This is a genomic window from Leeuwenhoekiella sp. A2 (assembly GCF_047946655.1).
Classification (GTDB): domain Bacteria; phylum Bacteroidota; class Bacteroidia; order Flavobacteriales; family Flavobacteriaceae; genus Leeuwenhoekiella.
Map to the genome: position 1 here is coordinate 2,562,396 of NZ_CP172311.1, position 19,779 is coordinate 2,582,174.

At 37.9% G+C, this 19,779-nt stretch carries 23 protein-coding genes; 10 read left to right on the forward strand and 13 right to left on the reverse strand.

Annotated elements, in window-relative coordinates; genetic code table 11:
• Positions 1-14 precede the first annotated feature (14 nt).
• Positions 15-1,031: a type I glyceraldehyde-3-phosphate dehydrogenase gene (gap, locus tag ACH3PA_RS11345; RefSeq protein WP_416444160.1), complete on the reverse strand. Its 1,017-nt coding sequence runs from the start codon at positions 1,029-1,031 to the stop codon at positions 15-17.
• A gap of 16 nt (positions 1,032-1,047) precedes the next feature.
• Positions 1,048-1,920 (reverse strand): lipoyl synthase, encoded by an 873-nt coding sequence (gene lipA, locus ACH3PA_RS11350; RefSeq protein WP_416444158.1) that lies wholly within the window; start codon positions 1,918-1,920, stop codon positions 1,048-1,050.
• Positions 1,921-2,146: 226 nt separating this feature from the next.
• Here lipA and ACH3PA_RS11355 point away from each other — a divergent pair, with 226 nt between their 5' ends.
• Both ACH3PA_RS11355 and ACH3PA_RS11360 read left to right on the forward strand, forming a co-directional pair.
• Positions 2,147-2,338 (forward strand): DUF1328 domain-containing protein, encoded by a 192-nt coding sequence (locus ACH3PA_RS11355; RefSeq protein WP_416444156.1) that lies wholly within the window; start codon positions 2,147-2,149, stop codon positions 2,336-2,338.
• Between the two features lie 105 nt (positions 2,339-2,443).
• Positions 2,444-3,844, forward strand: coding sequence for a hypothetical protein (locus ACH3PA_RS11360; protein ID WP_416444154.1), 1,401 nt, complete (start codon positions 2,444-2,446; stop codon positions 3,842-3,844).
• On the opposite strand, the gene ACH3PA_RS11365 is transcribed toward ACH3PA_RS11360, so the two are convergent.
• Positions 3,845-5,065, reverse strand: a complete 1,221-nt coding sequence (locus ACH3PA_RS11365; protein ID WP_416444152.1) for an MDR family MFS transporter — start codon at positions 5,063-5,065, stop codon at positions 3,845-3,847.
• Between the two features lie 265 nt (positions 5,066-5,330).
• Between ACH3PA_RS11365 and ACH3PA_RS11370 the strand changes: the two genes are divergently transcribed.
• Positions 5,331-5,954: a DUF1684 domain-containing protein gene (locus tag ACH3PA_RS11370; RefSeq protein WP_416444150.1), complete on the forward strand. Its 624-nt coding sequence runs from the start codon at positions 5,331-5,333 to the stop codon at positions 5,952-5,954.
• A gap of 83 nt (positions 5,955-6,037) precedes the next feature.
• Here ACH3PA_RS11370 and ACH3PA_RS11375 read toward each other — a convergent pair whose 3' ends face one another.
• The 4 genes from ACH3PA_RS11375 to ACH3PA_RS11390 all read right to left on the reverse strand — a co-directional run bounded on the left by ACH3PA_RS11375 (position 6,038) and on the right by ACH3PA_RS11390 (position 8,236).
• Positions 6,038-6,484 carry a VOC family protein gene (locus tag ACH3PA_RS11375; protein ID WP_416444148.1) on the reverse strand — a complete coding sequence of 149 codons (447 nt, stop codon included), beginning with the start codon at positions 6,482-6,484 and terminating at the stop codon, positions 6,038-6,040.
• Positions 6,485-6,573: 89 nt separating this feature from the next.
• A complete protein-coding gene (crcB, locus tag ACH3PA_RS11380; RefSeq protein ID WP_416444146.1) occupies positions 6,574-6,945 on the reverse strand; it encodes a fluoride efflux transporter CrcB in 372 nt (123 codons plus the stop codon).
• Entirely contained in the window at positions 6,942-7,985 is a 1,044-nt protein-coding gene (locus ACH3PA_RS11385) for an SRPBCC family protein (RefSeq protein WP_416444144.1), read from the reverse strand. Before ACH3PA_RS11385 ends, crcB begins: the two co-directional genes overlap by 4 nt.
• Positions 7,986-8,047: 62 nt before the next feature.
• Positions 8,048-8,236: a hypothetical protein gene (locus tag ACH3PA_RS11390; RefSeq protein ID WP_416444142.1), complete on the reverse strand. Its 189-nt coding sequence runs from the start codon at positions 8,234-8,236 to the stop codon at positions 8,048-8,050.
• A 47-nt stretch (positions 8,237-8,283) separates the two neighbouring features.
• On the opposite strand from ACH3PA_RS11390, the gene ACH3PA_RS11395 reads away from it, so the two are divergent.
• Positions 8,284-8,673, forward strand: coding sequence for a hypothetical protein (locus ACH3PA_RS11395; RefSeq protein ID WP_416444140.1), 390 nt, complete (start codon positions 8,284-8,286; stop codon positions 8,671-8,673).
• Positions 8,674-8,714: 41 nt separating this feature from the next.
• Here the strand turns inward: ACH3PA_RS11395 and ACH3PA_RS11400 are convergent, their stop codons facing one another.
• Positions 8,715-9,779 carry a branched-chain amino acid aminotransferase gene (locus ACH3PA_RS11400; RefSeq protein ID WP_416444138.1) on the reverse strand — a complete coding sequence of 355 codons (1,065 nt, stop codon included), beginning with the start codon at positions 9,777-9,779 and terminating at the stop codon, positions 8,715-8,717.
• Between the two features lie 104 nt (positions 9,780-9,883).
• On the opposite strand from ACH3PA_RS11400, the gene ACH3PA_RS11405 reads away from it, so the two are divergent.
• Together ACH3PA_RS11405 and mnmD are read left to right on the forward strand one after the other, a co-directional pair.
• Positions 9,884-10,396, forward strand: a complete 513-nt coding sequence (locus ACH3PA_RS11405) for a DUF4920 domain-containing protein (RefSeq protein ID WP_416444136.1) — start codon at positions 9,884-9,886, stop codon at positions 10,394-10,396.
• Position 10,397: 1 nt separating this feature from the next.
• Positions 10,398-11,084, forward strand: a complete 687-nt coding sequence (gene mnmD, locus ACH3PA_RS11410; RefSeq protein WP_416444134.1) for a tRNA (5-methylaminomethyl-2-thiouridine)(34)-methyltransferase MnmD — start codon at positions 10,398-10,400, stop codon at positions 11,082-11,084.
• Here mnmD and ACH3PA_RS11415 read toward each other — a convergent pair.
• Positions 11,073-12,143, reverse strand: a complete 1,071-nt coding sequence (locus ACH3PA_RS11415; RefSeq protein ID WP_416444132.1) for a PorV/PorQ family protein — start codon at positions 12,141-12,143, stop codon at positions 11,073-11,075. The genes mnmD and ACH3PA_RS11415 overlap by 12 nt on opposite strands.
• Positions 12,144-12,326: 183 nt before the next feature.
• Between ACH3PA_RS11415 and ACH3PA_RS11420 the strand changes: the two genes are divergently transcribed.
• From ACH3PA_RS11420 to ACH3PA_RS11430, 3 genes are read left to right on the forward strand one after another with little or no spacing between them, the layout of a single operon-like run.
• Entirely contained in the window at positions 12,327-13,061 is a 735-nt protein-coding gene (locus ACH3PA_RS11420; protein ID WP_416444130.1) for a CDP-alcohol phosphatidyltransferase family protein, read from the forward strand.
• A 22-nt stretch (positions 13,062-13,083) separates the two neighbouring features.
• Positions 13,084-13,713 (forward strand): CatA-like O-acetyltransferase, encoded by a 630-nt coding sequence (locus ACH3PA_RS11425; RefSeq protein ID WP_416444128.1) that lies wholly within the window; start codon positions 13,084-13,086, stop codon positions 13,711-13,713.
• A gap of 52 nt (positions 13,714-13,765) precedes the next feature.
• Positions 13,766-14,422, forward strand: a complete 657-nt coding sequence (locus ACH3PA_RS11430) for an NUDIX hydrolase (RefSeq protein WP_416444126.1) — start codon at positions 13,766-13,768, stop codon at positions 14,420-14,422.
• A gap of 28 nt (positions 14,423-14,450) precedes the next feature.
• Here ACH3PA_RS11430 and lptB read toward each other — a convergent pair whose 3' ends face one another.
• Genes lptB through ACH3PA_RS11450 form a run of 4 tightly spaced genes read right to left on the reverse strand, consistent with a single transcriptional unit; the run spans position 14,451 to position 17,427 of the window.
• Complete coding sequence (lptB, locus tag ACH3PA_RS11435; RefSeq protein WP_416444124.1) at positions 14,451-15,191, reverse strand: LPS export ABC transporter ATP-binding protein; 741 nt, start codon at positions 15,189-15,191, stop codon at positions 14,451-14,453.
• A 40-nt stretch (positions 15,192-15,231) separates the two neighbouring features.
• Positions 15,232-15,594, reverse strand: a complete 363-nt coding sequence (locus tag ACH3PA_RS11440; protein ID WP_416444122.1) for a carboxymuconolactone decarboxylase family protein — start codon at positions 15,592-15,594, stop codon at positions 15,232-15,234.
• Between the two features lie 25 nt (positions 15,595-15,619).
• The gene (gene tatC / locus ACH3PA_RS11445) at positions 15,620-16,459 is read right to left on the reverse strand and encodes a twin-arginine translocase subunit TatC (protein WP_416444120.1); all 840 of its coding nucleotides are present in this window, start codon (positions 16,457-16,459) and stop codon (positions 15,620-15,622) included.
• A complete protein-coding gene (locus tag ACH3PA_RS11450) occupies positions 16,459-17,427 on the reverse strand; it encodes a KpsF/GutQ family sugar-phosphate isomerase (protein WP_416444118.1) in 969 nt (322 codons plus the stop codon). The genes tatC and ACH3PA_RS11450 overlap by 1 nt, the downstream gene beginning before the upstream one ends.
• A gap of 84 nt (positions 17,428-17,511) precedes the next feature.
• Here ACH3PA_RS11450 and ACH3PA_RS11455 point away from each other — a divergent pair, with 84 nt between their 5' ends.
• Positions 17,512-19,707: a RecQ family ATP-dependent DNA helicase gene (locus ACH3PA_RS11455; RefSeq protein ID WP_416444116.1), complete on the forward strand. Its 2,196-nt coding sequence runs from the start codon at positions 17,512-17,514 to the stop codon at positions 19,705-19,707.
• The last annotated feature ends 72 nt before the right edge of the window (positions 19,708-19,779 follow it).

Genomic DNA, 19,779 nt, shown 5'->3' on the forward strand with positions numbered 1-19,779 from the left:
ACTTAAATTTTTCATTAATGCTTTACGCAAACATAACAAATTAAATCTATCAATCTACTCGAGTATCCAGTTTCGTTATCATACCAGCCTATAAGTTTTACCAGGTTCCCTATCACTGAAGTCATTTGCGCGTCAAGTATGCAACTATGGTGGTTTCCTACGATATCGATTGATACAAGTGGGACTTCTGAATATTCAATTATTCCTTTAAAAGGGCCGGCAGCGGCCTCTTTAAAGGCGTTGTTTATTTCTTCAATCGTAGTTTCTCTTTCTACATTTAAAGTTACATCTGTAAGAGAGCCATTAGGTACAGGAACACGAATCCCACAGCCGCCAATAACATTCTCAAGATCAGGAAAGATCTTTGTTAGTGCCTTTGCTGCTCCCGTTGTTGTAGGCACAATAGACTGGCCAGCTGCGCGGGCTCGTCTTAAATCTTTGTGAGGCTGGTCATGTAAACTTTGATCTGTGGTATACGAGTGTACAGTTGTAATGTATGCCTGTTTAATTCCGCAGAGATCTTGTACTACTTTGATCATGGGCGCCGCATTGTTAGTAGTACAGCTGGCATTAGAAATTATCTTTTCTTCACCATTGAGTATATGTTCATTAACACCAAGAACAACTGTTTTAATAGAATCATCCTGAGGAGGAACGGTTAAAATCACTTTTTTTGCACCGGCTTGCAAATGTTGCTCAAGTTGTATATTCTCTTTAAACTTTCCTGATGCTTCAATAACAACATCAAGATCGTATAAATGCCATGGAATATTAGCTATTTCTTTTTCAGAATAAACCACAATTTTTTGACCATCAATTATAAACTCATTGCCTCTTGTTGCGTTGCGATGTTCTATTTGTCCCTGAAAAATCCCGTGTATGCTGTCATATTTAAATAAATGAGCCAGTGTTGCGGGATCTGCAATATCATTAATGGCAAGTACTTCAATAGAGGGATGATTATGCAGCAGTCTTAGCAGCCGTCTGCCTATTCTTCCAAAACCGTTGATACCGATTTTGATTTTTTCCATTACAGGAATTTATATATTATAAAAGATGTTTTTGTGCTTTGTAAGATGAGCGCACAAGCGCACCACTTTCTACATGCCTAAAGCCCATTTCAAGTCCTAAGGTCTCATATTTCTTGAATTGGTCTGGAGTAATAAATTGCTTAACCGGTAAATGTTTTTTAGAAGGCTGCAGGTATTGGCCAATGGTCACAATGTCAACATTAGCATCACGCAGGTCTCTCATAACTTGCAAAACTTCTTCTTCTGTCTCTCCTAATCCTAACATAATGCCAGATTTAGTTCTGCGTATGCCGTTATCTTTGAGGTATTTTAAAACCCCCAGACTACGCTCATATTTCGCTTGTATGCGCACTTCACGAGTAAGTCTCTTTACAGTTTCCATATTATGAGAAACTACTTCTGGAGAAACAGCAATTATTCTGTCTATATTATTTGTGTTGCCCTGAAAATCTGGAATTAAGGTCTCAAGAGTTGTTTCAGGGTTCATTCTGCGAATGGCTTTAACCGTTTCTGCCCACATGATAGAACCCATATCTTTTAAGTCGTCACGATCTACCGAAGTAACAACTGCATGTTTTATTTGCATTAACTTAATAGACCTGGCCACTTTTTCTGGCTCTTCCCAATCTACCGTTTCAGGTCTTCCTGTTTTTACACCGCAAAAACCACAAGATCTTGTGCAAACATTCCCTAATATCATGAAAGTAGCAGTTCCTTCACTCCAGCATTCTCCCATATTGGGGCAGCTTCCTGAAGTACATATGGTATGCAGATCGTATTTGTCTACCAGACTTCTTAGCTCAGTGTATTTTTTGCCGGTAGGCAATTTTACACGTAGCCATTTAGGTTTAGGAGTATGAACGGGCGCTACTAAAGTTTCTGTATTCATAATTTGCAATTTGCCTTGCAAAGATACAAACTGTAGACCAATTAAAAACCGGCAAAAGGCCTAAGAAAATCGGCTATTTATGTGGTAAAATCGGCTGTAAATTCATTTTAACATTTGCATATTCAACTCGTTAAATTTATGGCAATTAGGAAAATGTTAGGAGAGAAAAAAGGAAAACTCTATTAGTTTTACCAATAAGTTAATCAAATACTAATAAATACAACCTATGAAACGATTTACCATACACTTTTTAATATTGGCTCTTTTATCAGGTTTTTACGGTTTTTATGGTTTTGATTTGTGGGGTACAGAGGCAGCCAGAGTATTATTTTTAATAGCTGCAGACCTATTTGTTGTAGCCTTATTTTCCCGTTTTTTGAAAAACGACGGGCAATATCCTCAAAAAGTTGAAGCTTAAAAAATCTACAAATCTATATTTTAATCTGAACTGCTTCTTGTAGAAGCGGTTTTTTTATGTTTAAATTGTAGCACACTATTTGATTGATGTTTTCATAAAAAGAATATGCATAAAATTTGTTTTCTGCTTTTTGGTCTATCATTTTTTGCGGTTTCTGCTCAAAATATAACCCTGAAAAAGGGAATTGTTAATTCAGATCTGGTAACTTCAGACTCCCTCAGGGTTCCATACACTTTATATATTCCTTCAGAATTTGATCCGTCTAAGGCGTATCCTGCCCTTTTTGTCTTTGATCCTGAAGGTAACGGTGTACGCATATCCAGAATGTTTAAGGCAGGGATGATACAGGATAATTTTATAATTGCTTCGCCCAATGTTAGATTGGGAGACTCTCTTGAAGCAGATGTTGATAACGGTCTGCGGGTTATAGAAGATGTGCTTAAGAAAATAAAGGTAAACAGCAATTATGTCTACACAGCCGGTCTTGATGAAGGCGCTCGTGTAGCGAGCGGTATAACATTTTTAATTACTAATATCTCTGGAGTTCTTGCTGTTAATGATATCTTTTTTAAGAACGATCCTCGTATAACGTATAAAAAAGAAATTTACATAGGCCTGGTGGGGGACACATCGCCTAAGTATTATGATATGGTCAATGTATTTGACGTGCTTTCTGGTTTTAAATCTGAGAATAAATTGTACGAGTATTCGGGAGAGGGTGGCTGGCCTGATATTGATTATCTGTCAAGCAGTTTTAATACACTGCATCAACTTCAAGCAGAAAGAGTAAAAGAAGAATTACCACAGCAGTATATCGATTCATCTTTTATAAGAGATTATCTTACCGCAGATGCGCTTATAAAAAAGCACGATTATACCATTGCTTATGATTTTTTAGGTGAGCTAAAAGATAAATACAGGCACTCGCACGATCTTGATTCTTTAAGAGATATACAACGTGACCTTAGAAAAATGAAGGCATTTAAGAGGGAGCGGAATAATAAGAATAATGGCTTAATGGATGAAGCTTACCTGCTTGATGATATGAGTTACTTTATTGATGAGGATGTTGTTACGGCCAATTTTGAAAATCTGGGTTATTGGGATGAAAAAGTACAACGATTTGAGGCTGTAGCTAAAGATTCTACTAAACCTTATGAGCAGAAAGTAGCTAAGCGCATGCTGGGCTATATAGATTTAACAGTTGATAGATATATAGAAGCTCTTGACAGTAATAAAGCCGCAACAGCCAGTCAAAAGATTTTTCCAAATGTTTTAAAAACAATAATAAAGCCGAATTACTTTCCTGCTTATCTCAATATTATTCAACTGGCAAGTGAAGACAATGATGAGAATACGGCATACTTCTATCTGGAAGAACTTCTAAAAAAGGGCTATAAAGACTATAGAAAATTATATAGTATTCCCGGTACAGAAGTTATTCGCATCACGCCCACTTATAATCAAATAATTGAGCGTTACCTTTACAAGTCTGAATATCAATAATTACACTGTAGCGGTTACAGGTTCTGAATTTAATTTCTTCTGTACATACCGCAGCAGTAGAAAAGCAATCGCCATTACAATGATCATCGCCAGCCACGTATTGTTATAACCAAAAGCTGCAATTAATTGCATACCAGAGTTATGACCAAAAATATGCGATAGCGAAAATGACATACTGTAAAGCCCCATGTAAGCTCCTTGTCTTCCTAATTTAGCTCTCCTTAAAGCAAATGAATTTCCGAAAGGGAATGCGATCATTTCGCCAAAAGTGGCGATAATCATTCCAATTACAAGGATTCCGGCCCACGGCGTCACCAGAAAAAGAAGAAAGCTGGTGCCCACCAGCATTAAGCCAATGATCACATTTGTTACTAAAGACCATTTTCTTTTTTCCAGAAAAGCGATTAAAGGCATTTCAAAAACAAAGATTAAAAAGCCGTTAAGCGCTAGTAACAGACCTATCTGTTCTTCCCGCAGGCCATGTATTTCTTTGTAGTAAAGCGGTACTGTAGAAAAATACTGTACGAAGATAAACCCGAACAAAGCCAGAGCTATCAAAAAGATTATATACAATTTATCCTTATGTGGCGGCAACGGATTTTCAATTAATTCTTCTTTATCTGAGATTCTTGCCTTTTTAGGATGCAGGGTTTGTGTAAGTAGCAGACCGGCTAAAATACAAGTAATCCCATCTATCCAGAATAAACCATAGTAGCCTACCGCGGTAATAATTAATCCGCCTAAAGCGGGCCCGGCAGAGAAACCCAGATTTATAGCGAGCCTGATAAGAGTGAGAGAACGCGTTTTATTTTCTGGTTTGCTGTATGCGCTAAGAGCCACAAAAAATGCAGGACGAGAACCGTCTGCCATTGCAATGAGCAAAAAGAAGCCAATGCAGATCCCCGCAAAACTTGTTATAAACTGCAAAGCGAAAAAGCCCAAACCTGTGCTGAGCAAGCTGAACATAATCACTTTGTAGTAACCTATTTTGTCTGAAAGTTTACCGCCCAGCCATGCGCCAAATAAAGAACCTAAACCAAAGCACGTCATTACCCAGCCCACTTTTTCGAGTGAAAACTCAAGATTATCTGTTAGATAAAGCGATAAAAATGGAATTACCATCGCGCCGGCTCTATTGATTAATGTTATAAGCGCAAGCCACCAAACCTCTCTTGAGAGACCATTAAATGTTTTTAAGTAAAGACTGAATAAATGTTTCATTTTGGCTGGAAAAAAAGAAAGTCTGGCAAACATTGCCAGACTTTTTGATTATGATGATATTTTAGTATGCTCACATAACACGATAGATCTGGTGTCTCTTTAAAAAGAGATACTTAATCGAGGTTGTGGAGACGTTATACATATTAGCTATTTTTACCCTTAGAGTAGGGCTGAAATATTCAGTCTTACTTCAGTAATTTAAATCTGGAAAAAAGATGAAAATTTCTTAATATTTCAGTTAATAAATCTAGTAAAATCTATTTACATGTCTTCAGTAAAAATTAAATTATATCTAAATATTATTTTCTTACTGGTAATGGGCGCTGTTTTTGGGCAAAAAACAACCAATTTTGACCGTGAAATTGCCGATTTTCAAACAGAATTAAACGCAGAATATGGCTCTCCTGAAACAACTGTACTGCTCCCTGAAGATTTTGAGAATTTTCACGGTTTAGAATTTTATGATATAGATTCTACTTACCGTGTAAAAGCCAGATTTGTGAGAACGCCAGATGAAAAGCCTTTTGCAATGGCAACTACAACAGATCGTAAACCTATGTATTTTAAATATGGTGAGGCTCATTTTACCCTTAAGGGGAAAGAATTAAAGCTTAATCTCTACAAATCTGTAGAACCGTATAAAGAACCCGGTTATGAAGATTACCTGTTTCTTCCGTTTACAGATCTTACCAGTGGTGATGGCTCATACGGGGGTGGCAGATTTATAGATATGCGTATTCCTGATGGTGATGAGATCTTTATAGATTTTAATAAAGCGTATAATCCTTATTGTGCTTATAGTCCTAAATACAGTTGCCCCATAACTCCTGCCGTAAATGACCTGCAGGTTAGGGTAGAAGCAGGCGTTAAAGATTTTAAAGCGCATTGATCGCAGTTTTTACTAAATACTGGCAGAAGAAAATCTGCAGAATCTCAAAAAAACTTAATCGTTAGGCTGAAGCGGTTTTGTCTTTATTCTTTTACCTTTTCCCCGTTATAGTTTGGATCATAATCTACCATCCATTCAATACCGAATTTATCTCTAAACATGCCAAAATAAGAACCCCAGGGACTTTGCTCAATAGGTACTTCAACTTGCCCACCTTCAGAAAGACCATTAAATAATTTGTCTGCTTCTTCTTTACTTTCTGCGCTAACTGAAATTTTACTTCTGTTTTCGTTTTCATTAGTAGATCCCATGCTTTCCGGAACATCGTTAGCCATTAGAAAGTTTTTCCCGATAGGTAAAGCAATATGCATTATTTTGTTTGCTTCATTTTCAGATACGGGGTATTCTGGACTTGACATCTCTTTGAAACGCATGACTTTTACAAACTCTCCGCCAAAAATTGATTTGTAAAATGTAAAGGCTTCTTCGGCATTGCCGTTGAAGTTTATGTGAGGGTTAATCTGTGCCATTTAATTCTTAGTAGTTAAATTAAATTATTGTATACTGGTGTTAGAGTTGTACTTGTTACTATAAAATGACTCCTCAATAAATTAGTGCTTTATATATAACGAGCCAGCCAGATTCCTAAAAATACGGCGGCAAATCCCAATAGAATACTACTTATTGTATATAGCGCAAAATTAAAAAAATCACCAGATCTAAGTAAAAGGTGGTTTTCATAAGCGAAAGTTGAAAATGTGGTAAAACCACCGCAAAAGCCGGTGGCAAGTATTAAAACCGCCCCAGAACCCAGCGTATTGTTTTTAAGCGCCCAACCCAGTATTGCGCCTATTATTAAGCTTCCTAAAATGTTGGCAACAAAAGTACCGTAAGGAATTCCGTTTTGTGGATTATTAAGCCAGCTGCCTACTAAATAACGCAGAGCACTGCCTATTCCGCCTCCTAAAAATACGAGGAGGACCTGCTTCATTCTATTTCTTCAGTTTTAATAGGTTGGTATAATTCTGTTACCCAATTAGCGGGATTGGGTTGCATTTTAGGGTCTGTAATATAAATTTCAAATTGTGGGCTCGTTTCTGAAGCCTCATAATTATTATCAGATAAGTAATCTTCAGTTTGACCCCATGCTTCATAAAGGTTAGAATAATTTCCTTTAAGAGTAGTTTTTAATACAGTTTGAGCAGGAATAAACCCTGAAAGTACTTCGCTGTCATCTGGCACAATAATACGGGTTGTAGTAGGGAAACCGCATGAAATTATAGCATTACCATTTACTTCATCCCATTCATTATAAATAGTCATTGGTTTACCTACGATCGTGATCTCATTACCTTCCATATATAATTGAACCTTTTTAAGTAATTGCTCAATTTTAGAAGTGATCGCTTCACGAGTTGTGGCTGCAGTAGTGTACATATAAAAACCACCACTGTATTGCGTTATACCGTCAATTTTTATAGAATAAACTTCCATATCCCGCTTTACTGAGGCTGAAAGTCCTTCTAATCCTGATTGATACATTGTATGCATCTCCTGGTCAAAATCGTAACCGGTTAATGTGAAGTATGCTTTATCTGTTATCGTGTGCTCCCCACGCAATCCCCAGGTCACTTTGGTTCCATTTTCAACAGGAGTGAAAATCCAGTAAACTGTGGCTTTACGTTCCCCGGCGGGAGTATCAAAAGTTATTTCCTGATTGATGATAGAATTTTCTATTACCTCTGTTGTAAGCATAGAACCATCAGAATCTTTACCATTCCATGAATAATTAGCTCCTTCTCCAGAGGTGTTTTCAGGATAATTGAAAACCATTGTAGGATCTTCCTGCTTCCATGGTCCCCAGTCTTCCCAGGTGCGGTAGTCATTCACTTTCTTAAATACAACTTCAACGGGCGCTTCTATTACCAGACTTTCTTCAACTTCATAATGGCCGTCTTTTGTGGCAAAATATATCGCCCCTGCGATGAATACAATAAGTAGAAGAAAGAAGAGGTATTTTAATATTTTCATGCGATACTGCGGGTTAGAATGCTAAGATAAGAATTTTAACAATGATGTTATTGCTGGTTTCCTTACTCTTTTAAGTAGAGCTTTATGCCAAAAAGAATAGCGATAAACGCTAAAAATCCCAATAAAATCCAGAAACTGCCTCTGTAATATTTCTTGTGGAGACCTTTGTCTTTAATGTAACTGTAAGAGATAAAAATCACAAAAGCAATTAGAAAACAAAGGGCAAAGATCCACTGGCCGGTACTGAACATTTTTATTTATTTTTAAGCAAATTTACACTTTAAAATAATAGCAGATTATGAAAAAGAGGATAGCATCTGTACATGAATTTCATACCGCATTTGGTTTAGGAATCAATGAAAAACCACATGCCGATTTAGGTAAGGCTAAAAATATGTTGAGGTATAATCTCATGAAAGAAGAGAATGAAGAATATCTTGAGGCAGCTAATGCGGGCGATCTTATAGAAGTTGCAGATGCTCTGGTTGATATGCTTTATATTTTATGTGGTACCATAGTTGAACATGGGATGCAGGATAAAATAGAAGAGGTTTTTGAAGAGATACAGCGTAGTAATATGAGTAAGCTGGGTGAAGACGGTAAACCTGTTTACAGAGAAGACGGGAAGGTTCTAAAAGGGCCTAATTATTTTAAACCAGAACTGAAACGAATAATAGAAAACGAATAAAAAAAGCCCGATTTTTCGGGCTTTTTAGTTGATTTTATGCCTTATAAGGCAGGTACTTCATATCTCCAGCCAAATGGGTCTTCGGCAAGATTAGCTTGTATTTCTTTTAATTGTTTACTGAATTTGGTCGCATAAGAATCTGCCAGATCTGCAAGCTCATAATCTTCATCTTTATGGCCAAAACCGGCAATAGGATTGATCGTAGCTGCAGTTCCCGCGCCAAACATTTCTTTCAGTTCACCTTTTTTAGCAGCATCAACGATCTCTTGTACTTTCACCGGTCGTACTTCTACGTTAATTCCGGCTCTTTCCGCAAGAGCGATAATACTTTTTCTCGTAACACCATCAAGAATACGGTCGTTAGTAGGCGCAGTAAGTAAAGTGTCGTTTACACGAAAGAAAACATTCATCGTTCCTGCTTCTTCAAGATACTCGTGAGAGTTGGCGTCTGTCCATACAATTTGTTGGTATCCTTTTTCCTTTGCAAGATCTGTAGGGTAGAATTGCGCTGCATAGTTTCCTGCTGCTTTAGCAAAACCAACACCACCATCTGCAGCACGACTAAATTTATCAGCAAAGAGCACTTTTACTTTGCCTTTGTAGTATGCCTGAGCAGGAGCACAAATGATTATAAAACGATATTCTGTTGCAGGTGATGCAGAAACTCCATTTTCTGTAGCTATTACAAATGGTCTAATGTATAAAGAGTTCTCAATACCTGTCTTGATCCATTCTTTATCAAGGTTCAACAACTGGTTTAACCCGTCAAAGAAATATTCTTCAGGAAAAGCAGGCATAGCAAGTCTTGCAGAAGAGCGATTAATTCTCTTAAAGTTCTCATCAGGTCTAAACATCCATATTTTTCCCTCATCATCTTTGTAGGCTTTCATACCTTCAAAGACCGCCTGCCCATAATGAAAAACCTTGGCAGAAGGATCCATTTGCATAGGACCATAAGGAAGTATCTCAGGCGTTTGCCATGCACCATTCTTATAATCGCAAATAAACATATGATCTGTAAATACAGTACCAAAAGATAGATTGTCAAAATCTACAGCACTTATTTTAGACTCCTTTATCGGTGTGATTTTCAAGGTTTCGGTCATTTTTACACAGTTTTTTGAACTTACAAATTTATCAATTTATCTAAGCAAGCATGCCTAGAAATCATTATTTTTACCCGCTCCATCATTTTTAAATGATTACGGTTATGAAAAATACATTTCTTTTGGTTTTTACGGTGCTTTTTCTGTTTAGTTGTAAAGAAAAAGAAGAAAAGACAAGTCCTGAAGTTTCCCAGGAAATCGCCCGGTTAGAACCAGCTCAGGTTTATGGGGAAGATTTTAAAAACGTCAAAACATTAAATGGTCCTGAGGTAGGCGATATCTATAAAAATCTTGCTGTAGGTGACACGGTGAACGTAACATTTCAAGGTCCCGTTGCAGATGTTTGCAAAGCCAAAGGTTGCTGGATGAAAGTAGACATTGGTACGACTGAAAAAGTAATGGTCAAGTTTAAAGATTACGGGTTCTTCGTTCCTAAAGATATTGAAGAGCAGCAGGTGACCGTTCACGGCAGAGCTTACATTGCAGAAGTGCCTGTAGACGAGCAAAAACATCTGGCTAAAGATGCAGGTAAAAGCGACGAAGAAATAGAAAAAATTACTCAGCCTGCACGCACATTAGCTTTTGTTGCAGACGGGGTTAAAATAGGTAATAGGTAGTTTGCAGCGCAAAATAGTTAAAACCGCAGACGGGTCAACGACAATACAGATCACAGAGTGGAATGAGCAATATCATTCTATGCACGGTGCCATACAAGAGGCGCAACACGTATTTCTAAAAACGGGGCTTGATCATTTTATAAGTACATCTGCATTAAAGCAGCTCAATATTCTTGAAATAGGTTTCGGTACCGGGTTAAATGCATTTCTTACTTGTATAGCAGCAGATGACAAAAGTATTGTAATCAACTATGAAGGTGTAGAGGCTTTTCCTGTTTCTGCAGATGAAATTGAACAGCTTAATTATATTGAGTTAACGGGAGAAAATAAATACGAGAAGGCTTTCGCGAAAATGCACGCTGCTGCATGGGGAGAATCTGAAGAAATCACGACCAACTTTAATTTAAAAAAGCGCCATCAAACTTTTGAAACGATAACAGATCAAGATCAACATCACTTAATTTATTTTGATGCCTTTGGCGCGAGAGTTCAGCCAGAACTATGGGAAGAGAATATCTTTAAATTAATGTTTACGGCTTTAAAAGAAGGCGGTGTTCTGGTAACCTACGCAGCAAAGGGTAGCGTACGCAGGGCTATGCAATCTGTAGGTTTTCTTGTAGAACGATTACCGGGACCACCGGGAAAACGTGAAATGCTAAGGGCGACAAAGCCAGATCTATCTAAATAATTCCCAATCTAGTTTTACTGAAAATATATTACTGTAAATAGCAGCGCTTTGATCACCTATATCTGTTAAAGCGTAATCTATATGTATACCTCTATACTGAAAGCCCACACCAATATTGGGTTGAAAACCGGTACGCTCGCTGCCATCAAGTTGGGTGATGGTTTGAAAATTACCTACACCGGCACGTAAGAACACAAGATCTGTATAACCAAACTCAAACCCCACCGCCGGACTGGCACTTACAGAAGAGCTTGAGATAATATCATTAGTCTGGGCAAAACGCATGAGGAGATCAACTTCGGCTTTTATGGTGTAATCATAACGAATAAGCCAGGAGCGGGAAACACCCATTTGTAATTTAGGTAGCGTGATTTCCATAGTCTCAGGCAGTTCCTGATTTTGACCTTCTACCGCATCGCTAATTGTAGCAAACTGTTCTTCGTCTATACTCCATGTGTTAACAGATGTTGTTATATCTCTTGCCATCACTCCAAAATCCCAGTCGCCTGCAGAATATTGTAGACCAAAATCGATACCAAATCCCCAGGAAGAGGCAAAATCTCCTATTACTCTCCTTATAATTTTAGCATTGGCACCCAGATTTAAACCCTCAACAGGTAAGCGTCGTGCGTATGAGAACGTAAGCGCATAATCTGCTGTAGAAAACAGGCTAATGCGGTTATAATCTATATTTCCGTTAGCATCTATAAGTTGTGTTGTGTTTAGAATATCATCTACTCCAAAACGAATTAGAGAAAGCGCTACAGTACTCTCGTCATCGATAGTTTTCGCGAAAGCTGCATAATCATACAAGGCGATATTTGCAAAATAACTGGCGTGCATGAGCGCAAGCTCGTTATCTTCCAGATTAACAAGTCCGGCAGGATTCCAATACCCTGAATTTACATCACCTGTGCTGGCAACAACGGCATTTGCCATCCCTAAAGAAGCTGCATCTACACCAATATTTAAAAATTCGTTAGAATATTTGCGCACAGCCTGAGCCTGCGCGATAAAAGGAAGAAATAACAGAAGTAGTATCGCGTAATTTTTGTTCAACCGCGTTGATTTTAAGGACAAATATGCCCAAATAATTCTACAAATTAAACTTTATTTTAAGCGGTATATTGTAGGCTGAGATTTAAATTAGGCCATGAAGCCTGTAATTTTAAATTATCTTTACGCACAACTGGGATTTAAACAGAGAAGCTTGTCCCGGCAACGTTTATTAAAAACTCAAATATGATATTATCCCGGTATATTCCTAACACCTTTACCATGGCAAATCTTTTCTGCGGTATGTTAGGGACTTATTTTGCCGCTACAAACAGGCTGGAATTTGCTGCTTATGCGGTGGTTTTGGGCATTTTTTTCGACTTTTTTGATGGTTTTTTTGCACGTATTCTTAAAGCTCAAAGTGAACTTGGGCTGCAGCTTGATTCTCTTGCAGATGTTATAACGAGTGGAGTTGTGCCCGGCATGGTGATGTATCAACTTTTACATCGCATCGAGAACTGGGGAGGTGGTGTGAAATGGGTAGAGCAGGAGCTGCACTGGGAGTCGTTGAGCCTGCTGCCGTTTTTAGGTTTTGCCATAACATTAGCATCTGCTTACAGGCTGGCCAAATTTAATATTGATACGCGCCAAACCGATTCTTTTATTGGTCTGCCCACACCGGCAAATGCCTTATTGATAATAAGTCTGCCGTTGATTTTAATATATGATTCATATCCTGTTGTAGAAGAAATCATTTCTAATAAAGGGTTTCTTTTAGGACTTACCGCTTTAAGCTGTTATTTGCTCAATGCAGAATTGCCTTTGTTTGCGCTTAAGTTCAAGACATGGGGCTTTGCCGAAAATAAAGTGAGATACATATTCCTGATAATTGCGGCTTTGCTTTTAGCTTTTCTTCAGTTTTTAGCTGTGCCATTAATCATTGTGATGTATGTGATTATCTCATTTGCAGTGAAAAAATAATAATTACAATAAATTCCTTTTTTTGACTACAATACTAGATTTAGACAATTGGGCACGCAAAGAGCATTTCGAGTTTTACAATAAATTTGAAGAACCTTTTTTTGGTTTAACAGCGCGTGTTGATTGTACAGAAGTTTATCGCCTTTCAAAAGAGAACGGGTATTCATTTTTTCTGTTCTATCTGCATAAAGCTCTTGCGGCGGTGAATACTATAGAGCCTTTTAAATACCGAATTATTGACGCTCAGGTTCACATTTATGACAGAGTAGATGCATCGCCTACAATAAACAGGCCCGATGGTACCTTTGGTTTTTCATACATTAAATATTTTGAGGACTTTGAAGAGTTTGTTGTACATGCACAAGAAGAAATCACGCGTGTGCAGCATACAAAAGGTCTTGATCCCTCAACCTCGGGACAAAATGTGATTCACTGTTCTGCGATACCCTGGGTAGATTTTACTTCGGTTTCTCATGCACGCAGTTTTTCATTTCCAGATAGTTGCCCTAAGATCGCCTTTGGAAAAATGACAGAAGAACACGGGAAACGATCAATGCCTGTTTCTGTACACGCGCATCACGCTTTGATGGATGGCTTTCATGTGGGGCAGTTTTTTGAGCTTTTTGGTCGATTTTTAGCAGGAAAAAGCTGATTTTTTTCGTTTTAAACGAAATAAGAATGCGTAGTTTAGTAAAAAATCATGCATGAATCAAACTTATCTTTCCAGTGAAACACTTTTAAATCTTGCCAAACAAGTAAAATCATTAGCAGATACGGGATTGGTTTTTAATCCTACAGGTTATGATGCAGAACGTTATGAGCAGTTGCAGGAAATTGCCGTTACTATGATAGGTGCTTTAGGTGTAACTCCGGTTGAGGTTCTCAACGATTTTTACCTGCCAGAGATCGATTATCCTACGCCAAAGGTCGATATTCGGGGTTTTGTTGTGAATGAGCAAAAGGAAATTTTACTGGTTAAAGAAAAAGTTGATGGCAAGTGGACACTGCCCGGAGGTTGGGCAGATATTGGTATGACTCCGGCAGAAGTTGTAGTAAAAGAAGTTGAAGAAGAAACAGGTTTACATGTTGAGCCAGTTCATATTTGTGCCGTTTACGACAAGCGTTGCCACCCGCACCCGCCACAAGCACATTATGTGTATAAGATCTTTTTTTATTGCGTATTAAAAGGAGGGATTATTGATCCTAATTTTGATATTCTTGATGTTGGCTGGTTTAAAATTGATGATCTTCCAGAACTTTCAGCCGATAGGATAGTTAAAGGTCAGCTGGAAAAAATCTACCAAAACGTGGTAAAAAACGGCCAAAAGACCACACTTTTTGACTCACTTTCTACTCACTGAATCTGGTGAAGTTTTATATTTTTTTCGCTTAGCTAAAAAGTTTTTTCTTTCTCAGCTCAAAGTTTTGGCCTAAATAAACTTTACGCACCATCTCGTCTGCGGCAAGTTCTTCAGGGATACCGTGCTTTAAAATGCTGCCTTCAAACATAAGATAGGTGTGATCTGTAATGGCAAGAGTTTCCTGTACATTGTGATCTGTGATTAAAATACCTATGTTTTTAGACTTTAGTTGGGCGACAATACGCTGAATGTCTTCTACAGCAACAGGATCTACACCTGCAAACGGTTCATCAAGAAGAATAAAATTGGGGTTTGTGGCCAAGGCACGAGCAATCTCAGTACGTCTGCGCTCACCACCAGAAAGTAAATCACCACGACTTTTACGAATGTGGCCAAGGCTGAACTCTTCTATAAGTTCTTCCATTTTTGCGTGTTGCTCTTTCTTACTCAGGTCTGTTAGCTGAAGCACGCTAAGAATATTATCTTCAATACTCAGTTTTCTAAATACCGAAGCTTCCTGGGCCAGATATCCTATCCCATTTTGTGCACGCTTGTACATGGGATATTTCGTAATGATCTTATCTTCAAGAAAGATGTTACCACCATTTGGTTTAACCAGACCTACGATCATGTAAAACGAGGTAGTTTTACCGGCACCGTTAGGACCCAAAAGACCTACAATCTCACCCTGATTAACTTCTACGGTAATGCCTTTAACGACCTGGCGGCCTTTATAGGATTTTACCAGATTCTCTGCTCGTAATTTCATGTAATAGGTTTATCAAGTATTGCACCAAACTTCTGGCGTACTATGCTTCCTGCTCTTCTAATGCCTCCCAGAATTCATAAGCGCGTCTTAGGTGAGGTATCACAATTGTACCGCCTATTAATGTGCCTATGCTCAGGGTTTCCATTATTTCATCTTTGGTAATTCCTTCTTTATAGCAGCTTTCAAGATGGTATTTTACGCAATCATCACAGCGTAGAACAGTTGATGCAACTAGACCCAGAAGTTCTTTAGTTTTTACATCAAGCGCGCCCGGCATAAAAGCGTTAGTATCAAGGTTAAAAATACGGTTTATGATCTTGTTTTTATCAGCCAGGATCTTATCGTTCATCTTAGAACGATAATCATTAAATTCTTGTACTGGGTTTTCGGTATTCTTAGACATATTTTTTAAACTAAAAAGTATAGCGTTATTTTTTTAGAACCTTCTTTAATTTGCGTTCTTCCTGTTTCATCACAAAACTTGAGATAAGAATACTTGCTTCATATAATATTAAAATAGGGATTGAAACAATTACTTGTGTCGAAATATCTGGCGGAGTAATTATAGCCGAAATAATCAATACGATCACCAGTGCGTACTTGCGATATTTACGTAAGAACTGCGGTGTTACCAAGCCAATTTTAGTAAAGAAATATATGATGATAGGAAGTTCAAAAATAAGACCGGCTGCCAATGCGCTAGAGCGTACCAGACCGATGTAAGAATCTATATCAAACTCATTTTTAACTTCATTACCCACGGTGAAGTTGGCTAAAAAGTTTATTGATAAAGGAGCAATGATGTAGAAACCAAATAAAACACCAAGAAAGAAAAGCAGTGATGAGATCACGATAAATCCGCGTGAGTTGTTGCGTTCATTCTCATAAAGACCGGGAGAAATAAACTTCCAGAATTCATACATTATATATGGAAATCCCAGAACAACACCACCAATAATAGAAGTCCATATAGCGGCACTAAACTGCCCGCCCATGGTTCGGTTTTGAATTATAAAATTCATTTCTTCTTCTACGCAACCTTTATCAGAGCCAAAAACCTGAGCCATCCTGCAGAGAAAATCGTAAGAAATAAAATCAGGTTTTGCGGGAGCAAAGATGATTTCTTCAAACACAAAATCTCTGAAGATAAAGATGAGTACTCCTAAAATTACAACAGAAAGTGTAGCTCTTATTAAGTGCCAGCGTAATTCTTCAAGATGATCCAAAAAGGACATTTCATGTTGCTCACTTGTTTTTTTTCTTGCCATTATAGTATTCCTTCTTTTATTAAATCATGTATGTGAATCACACCAGAATAATTGTTGTTATTATCTATTGCCAGTAGTTGCGATATACTATTCTCTTCTAATATCTCTAATGCCTCTGCGGCCATTGCGGTATCGTTAATGTATTTAGGGTTTTTGCTCATAATGTCACTTGCAGTCAGTCCGCTAAGTACATCATGTTTCTCTAACATACGGCGTATGTCACCATCTGTGATGATTCCTACGATTTTATTGTTTTCTGAAACAGCAGCAACACCAAGCATTTTCTTAGAAATTTCAATAATTACATCTTTAATAGATGTATGCGGTGCAACTTCTGGCTTATCATGCAAACTTAAAAGATCACTAACACGCAGATATAATTTTTTACCCAAAGCACCACCAGGATGGTACTTTGCAAAATCGCTTGTAGAGAAACCTCTAAGATCAAGAAGAGCAATTGCCAATGCATCTCCCATCACAAGTTGTACGGTGGTACTTGTAGTGGGAGCAAGATTGTGCGGGCATGCTTCTTTTTCCGCGTAAGCGTGCAAAATATAATCTGATTGTTTACCTAAATATGAGTCACGATTAGATGTTATCGCAATTATGGTATTATTATTGTTTTTGATAAACGGGACGAGAACTTTTATCTCTGGAGTGTTACCACTCTTAGAAACGCAGATTACGATATCGTCTTTTAAAATTGTACCCAGGTCACCGTGAATAGCATCTGCAGCATGCATAAAAATGGCAGGCGTGCCTGTAGAATTAAGGGTGGCTACAATTTTTTGTGCTATAATGGCACTTTTACCTACGCCGGTTAAAATGATGCGGCCTTTAGAATTGTAGATTAATTCTACGGCCTCAGCAAATTCCTGATCGATTAGATCAATCAGGTTAGTGATGGCTTTATTTTCTATGGTAATTGTCCGTTTAGCGTTGATAACGATCTGCTCGTGGATATTCAAGAGATAAGTATTTATGCCGTTTGTATGTCCTAAAGAAATTAGTATATTTAGATTGCAAATGTATGCAAAATTGAATAAGGATTAATGAGTTCAGAAGAAATAGACTTAAACGCCGCACTCAAAAAATATTTTGGTTTTAGCCAGTTTAAAGGCCTTCAGGAAAAGGTAATTACAAGTATAGTTAACAGGCATCATACTTTTGTGATTATGCCAACGGGTGGCGGGAAGTCACTTTGTTATCAATTGCCGGCTCTTATACAAGAAGGAACTGCGATCGTGGTTTCCCCTCTTATTGCTCTTATGAAGAATCAGGTTGATGCCCTTAGGGGTATATCTAATGAGCATGGTATTGCCCATGTTTTGAATTCTTCTTTGAACAAAAGCGAAATAAAACAGGTTAAAGAAGATATTGCTAACGGTATTACAAAACTGCTGTATGTGGCACCAGAATCGCTTACAAAAGAAGAAAACGTAGAGTTCCTGAGAGAACATACGCTTTCATTTGTAGCGATTGACGAAGCGCATTGTATAAGTGAGTGGGGACACGATTTTAGACCAGAATATCGCAATCTGCGAACGATTATTAAGCGCCTGGGAGATGATATTCCTATTATAGCAGTTACTGCGACAGCGACTCCAAAGGTTCAGGAAGATATTTTAAAGAATCTGGGTATTTCATCTGCAAATACTTTTAAGGCATCTTTTAACAGGCCAAATCTTTACTATGAAATACGTCCTAAAACTAAAGACGTTGATGCAGATATAATACGTTTTGTGAAACAAAATGAAGGTAAGAGCGGCATTATTTACTGCCTTAGCAGAAAGCGTGTTGAAGAACTCGCACAGGTGCTTCAGGTTAATGGTATTTCTGCCGTACCCTATCATGCTGGTTTAGATGCTAAAACGCGTGTTAAACATCAGGATATGTTCCTTATGGAAGATGTTGACGTTGTTGTTGCTACTATTGCCTTTGGTATGGGTATCGATAAGCCAGATGTGCGATTTGTGATACATCACGATATCCCAAAAAGTATAGAAAGTTATTATCAGGAAACAGGTCGTGCGGGCCGTGATGGTGGCGAAGGTCATTGTCTCGCTTACTACGCTTATAAGGATATTGAGAAGCTTGAGAAATTTATGAGTGGCAAGCCTGTGGCCGAGCAGGAGATAGGTCATGCATTGCTGCAGGAAGTGGTCGCTTTTGCAGAAACTTCTATGTCAAGACGCAAATTTATTCTGCATTATTTTGGGGAAGAATTTGATAATGAGACCATGCCTGGTGGTGATCTTGACGATAATGTGCGCAATCCCAAGAAAAAGCATGAAGCGCAGGATGATGTTGTAAAAGTACTTGAGGTTGTTAAAAAAACCGGTGAAATATATAAAGGCAAAGAACTAGTTAATACCTTAGTAGGTAAAGCAAACGCTGTCATATCATCACATATGACAGATAAAGAAGATTACTTTGGTATAGGTAAAGGGCGTGATGCACATTACTGGAAAGCTCTTTTACGCCAAATATTAGTAGCAGGTTTTTTAAAAAAGGATATTGAGACTTATGGTGTCATTAAGATGACAGATAAGGGGACTAAATTTCTCAATAAACCTAAGTCATTCATGATGACAGAAGATCACATGTATGACGAGAATGCAGATAATAGCATTGTTAAAGCTGGCAAGGGCATGGGCGCAGACCCCAAGCTTGTGGCTATGCTTAAAGACCTGAGAAAAAAAGTAGGTAAGAAAAAAGATGTGCCTCCTTATGTTGTTTTTCAAGATCCTTCTCTTGAGGATATGGCGCTTAAATACCCAACTTCTATAGAAGAAATGTCTAATGTTTTTGGTGTAGGAGAGGGCAAAGCTAAAAAATACGGGAAAGAATTTATAGATCTTATCACCAGATATGTTGCAGATAATGATATTATAAAACCAGACGATCTTGTAGTTAAATCTACGGGTTCTAATAGCGCACTTAAGCTCTATATTATACAAAATGTAGACCGTAAACTTCCGCTTGATGATATCGCTTCGGCGAAAGGTCTTGAAATGACAGATTTTGTTAAGGAAATGGAAGCTATTGTTTACAGCGGCACAAAACTTAATATTGATTATTGGATTGATGAGATCTTAGACGAAGATCAGCAAGAAGAACTTCATGAATATTTTATCGATTCTGAATCTGATAAAATTGAGGATGCTATGGAAGAATTTGACGGCGATTATGATGACGAGGAATTGAGATTGTACCGTATTAAATTTATAAGCGAGGTCGCTAATTAATTAGAACTCCCCATAAATTTATAAAAGCACCTTATATACGAGGTGCTTTTTCTTTTCGCCATAAGGCAATGA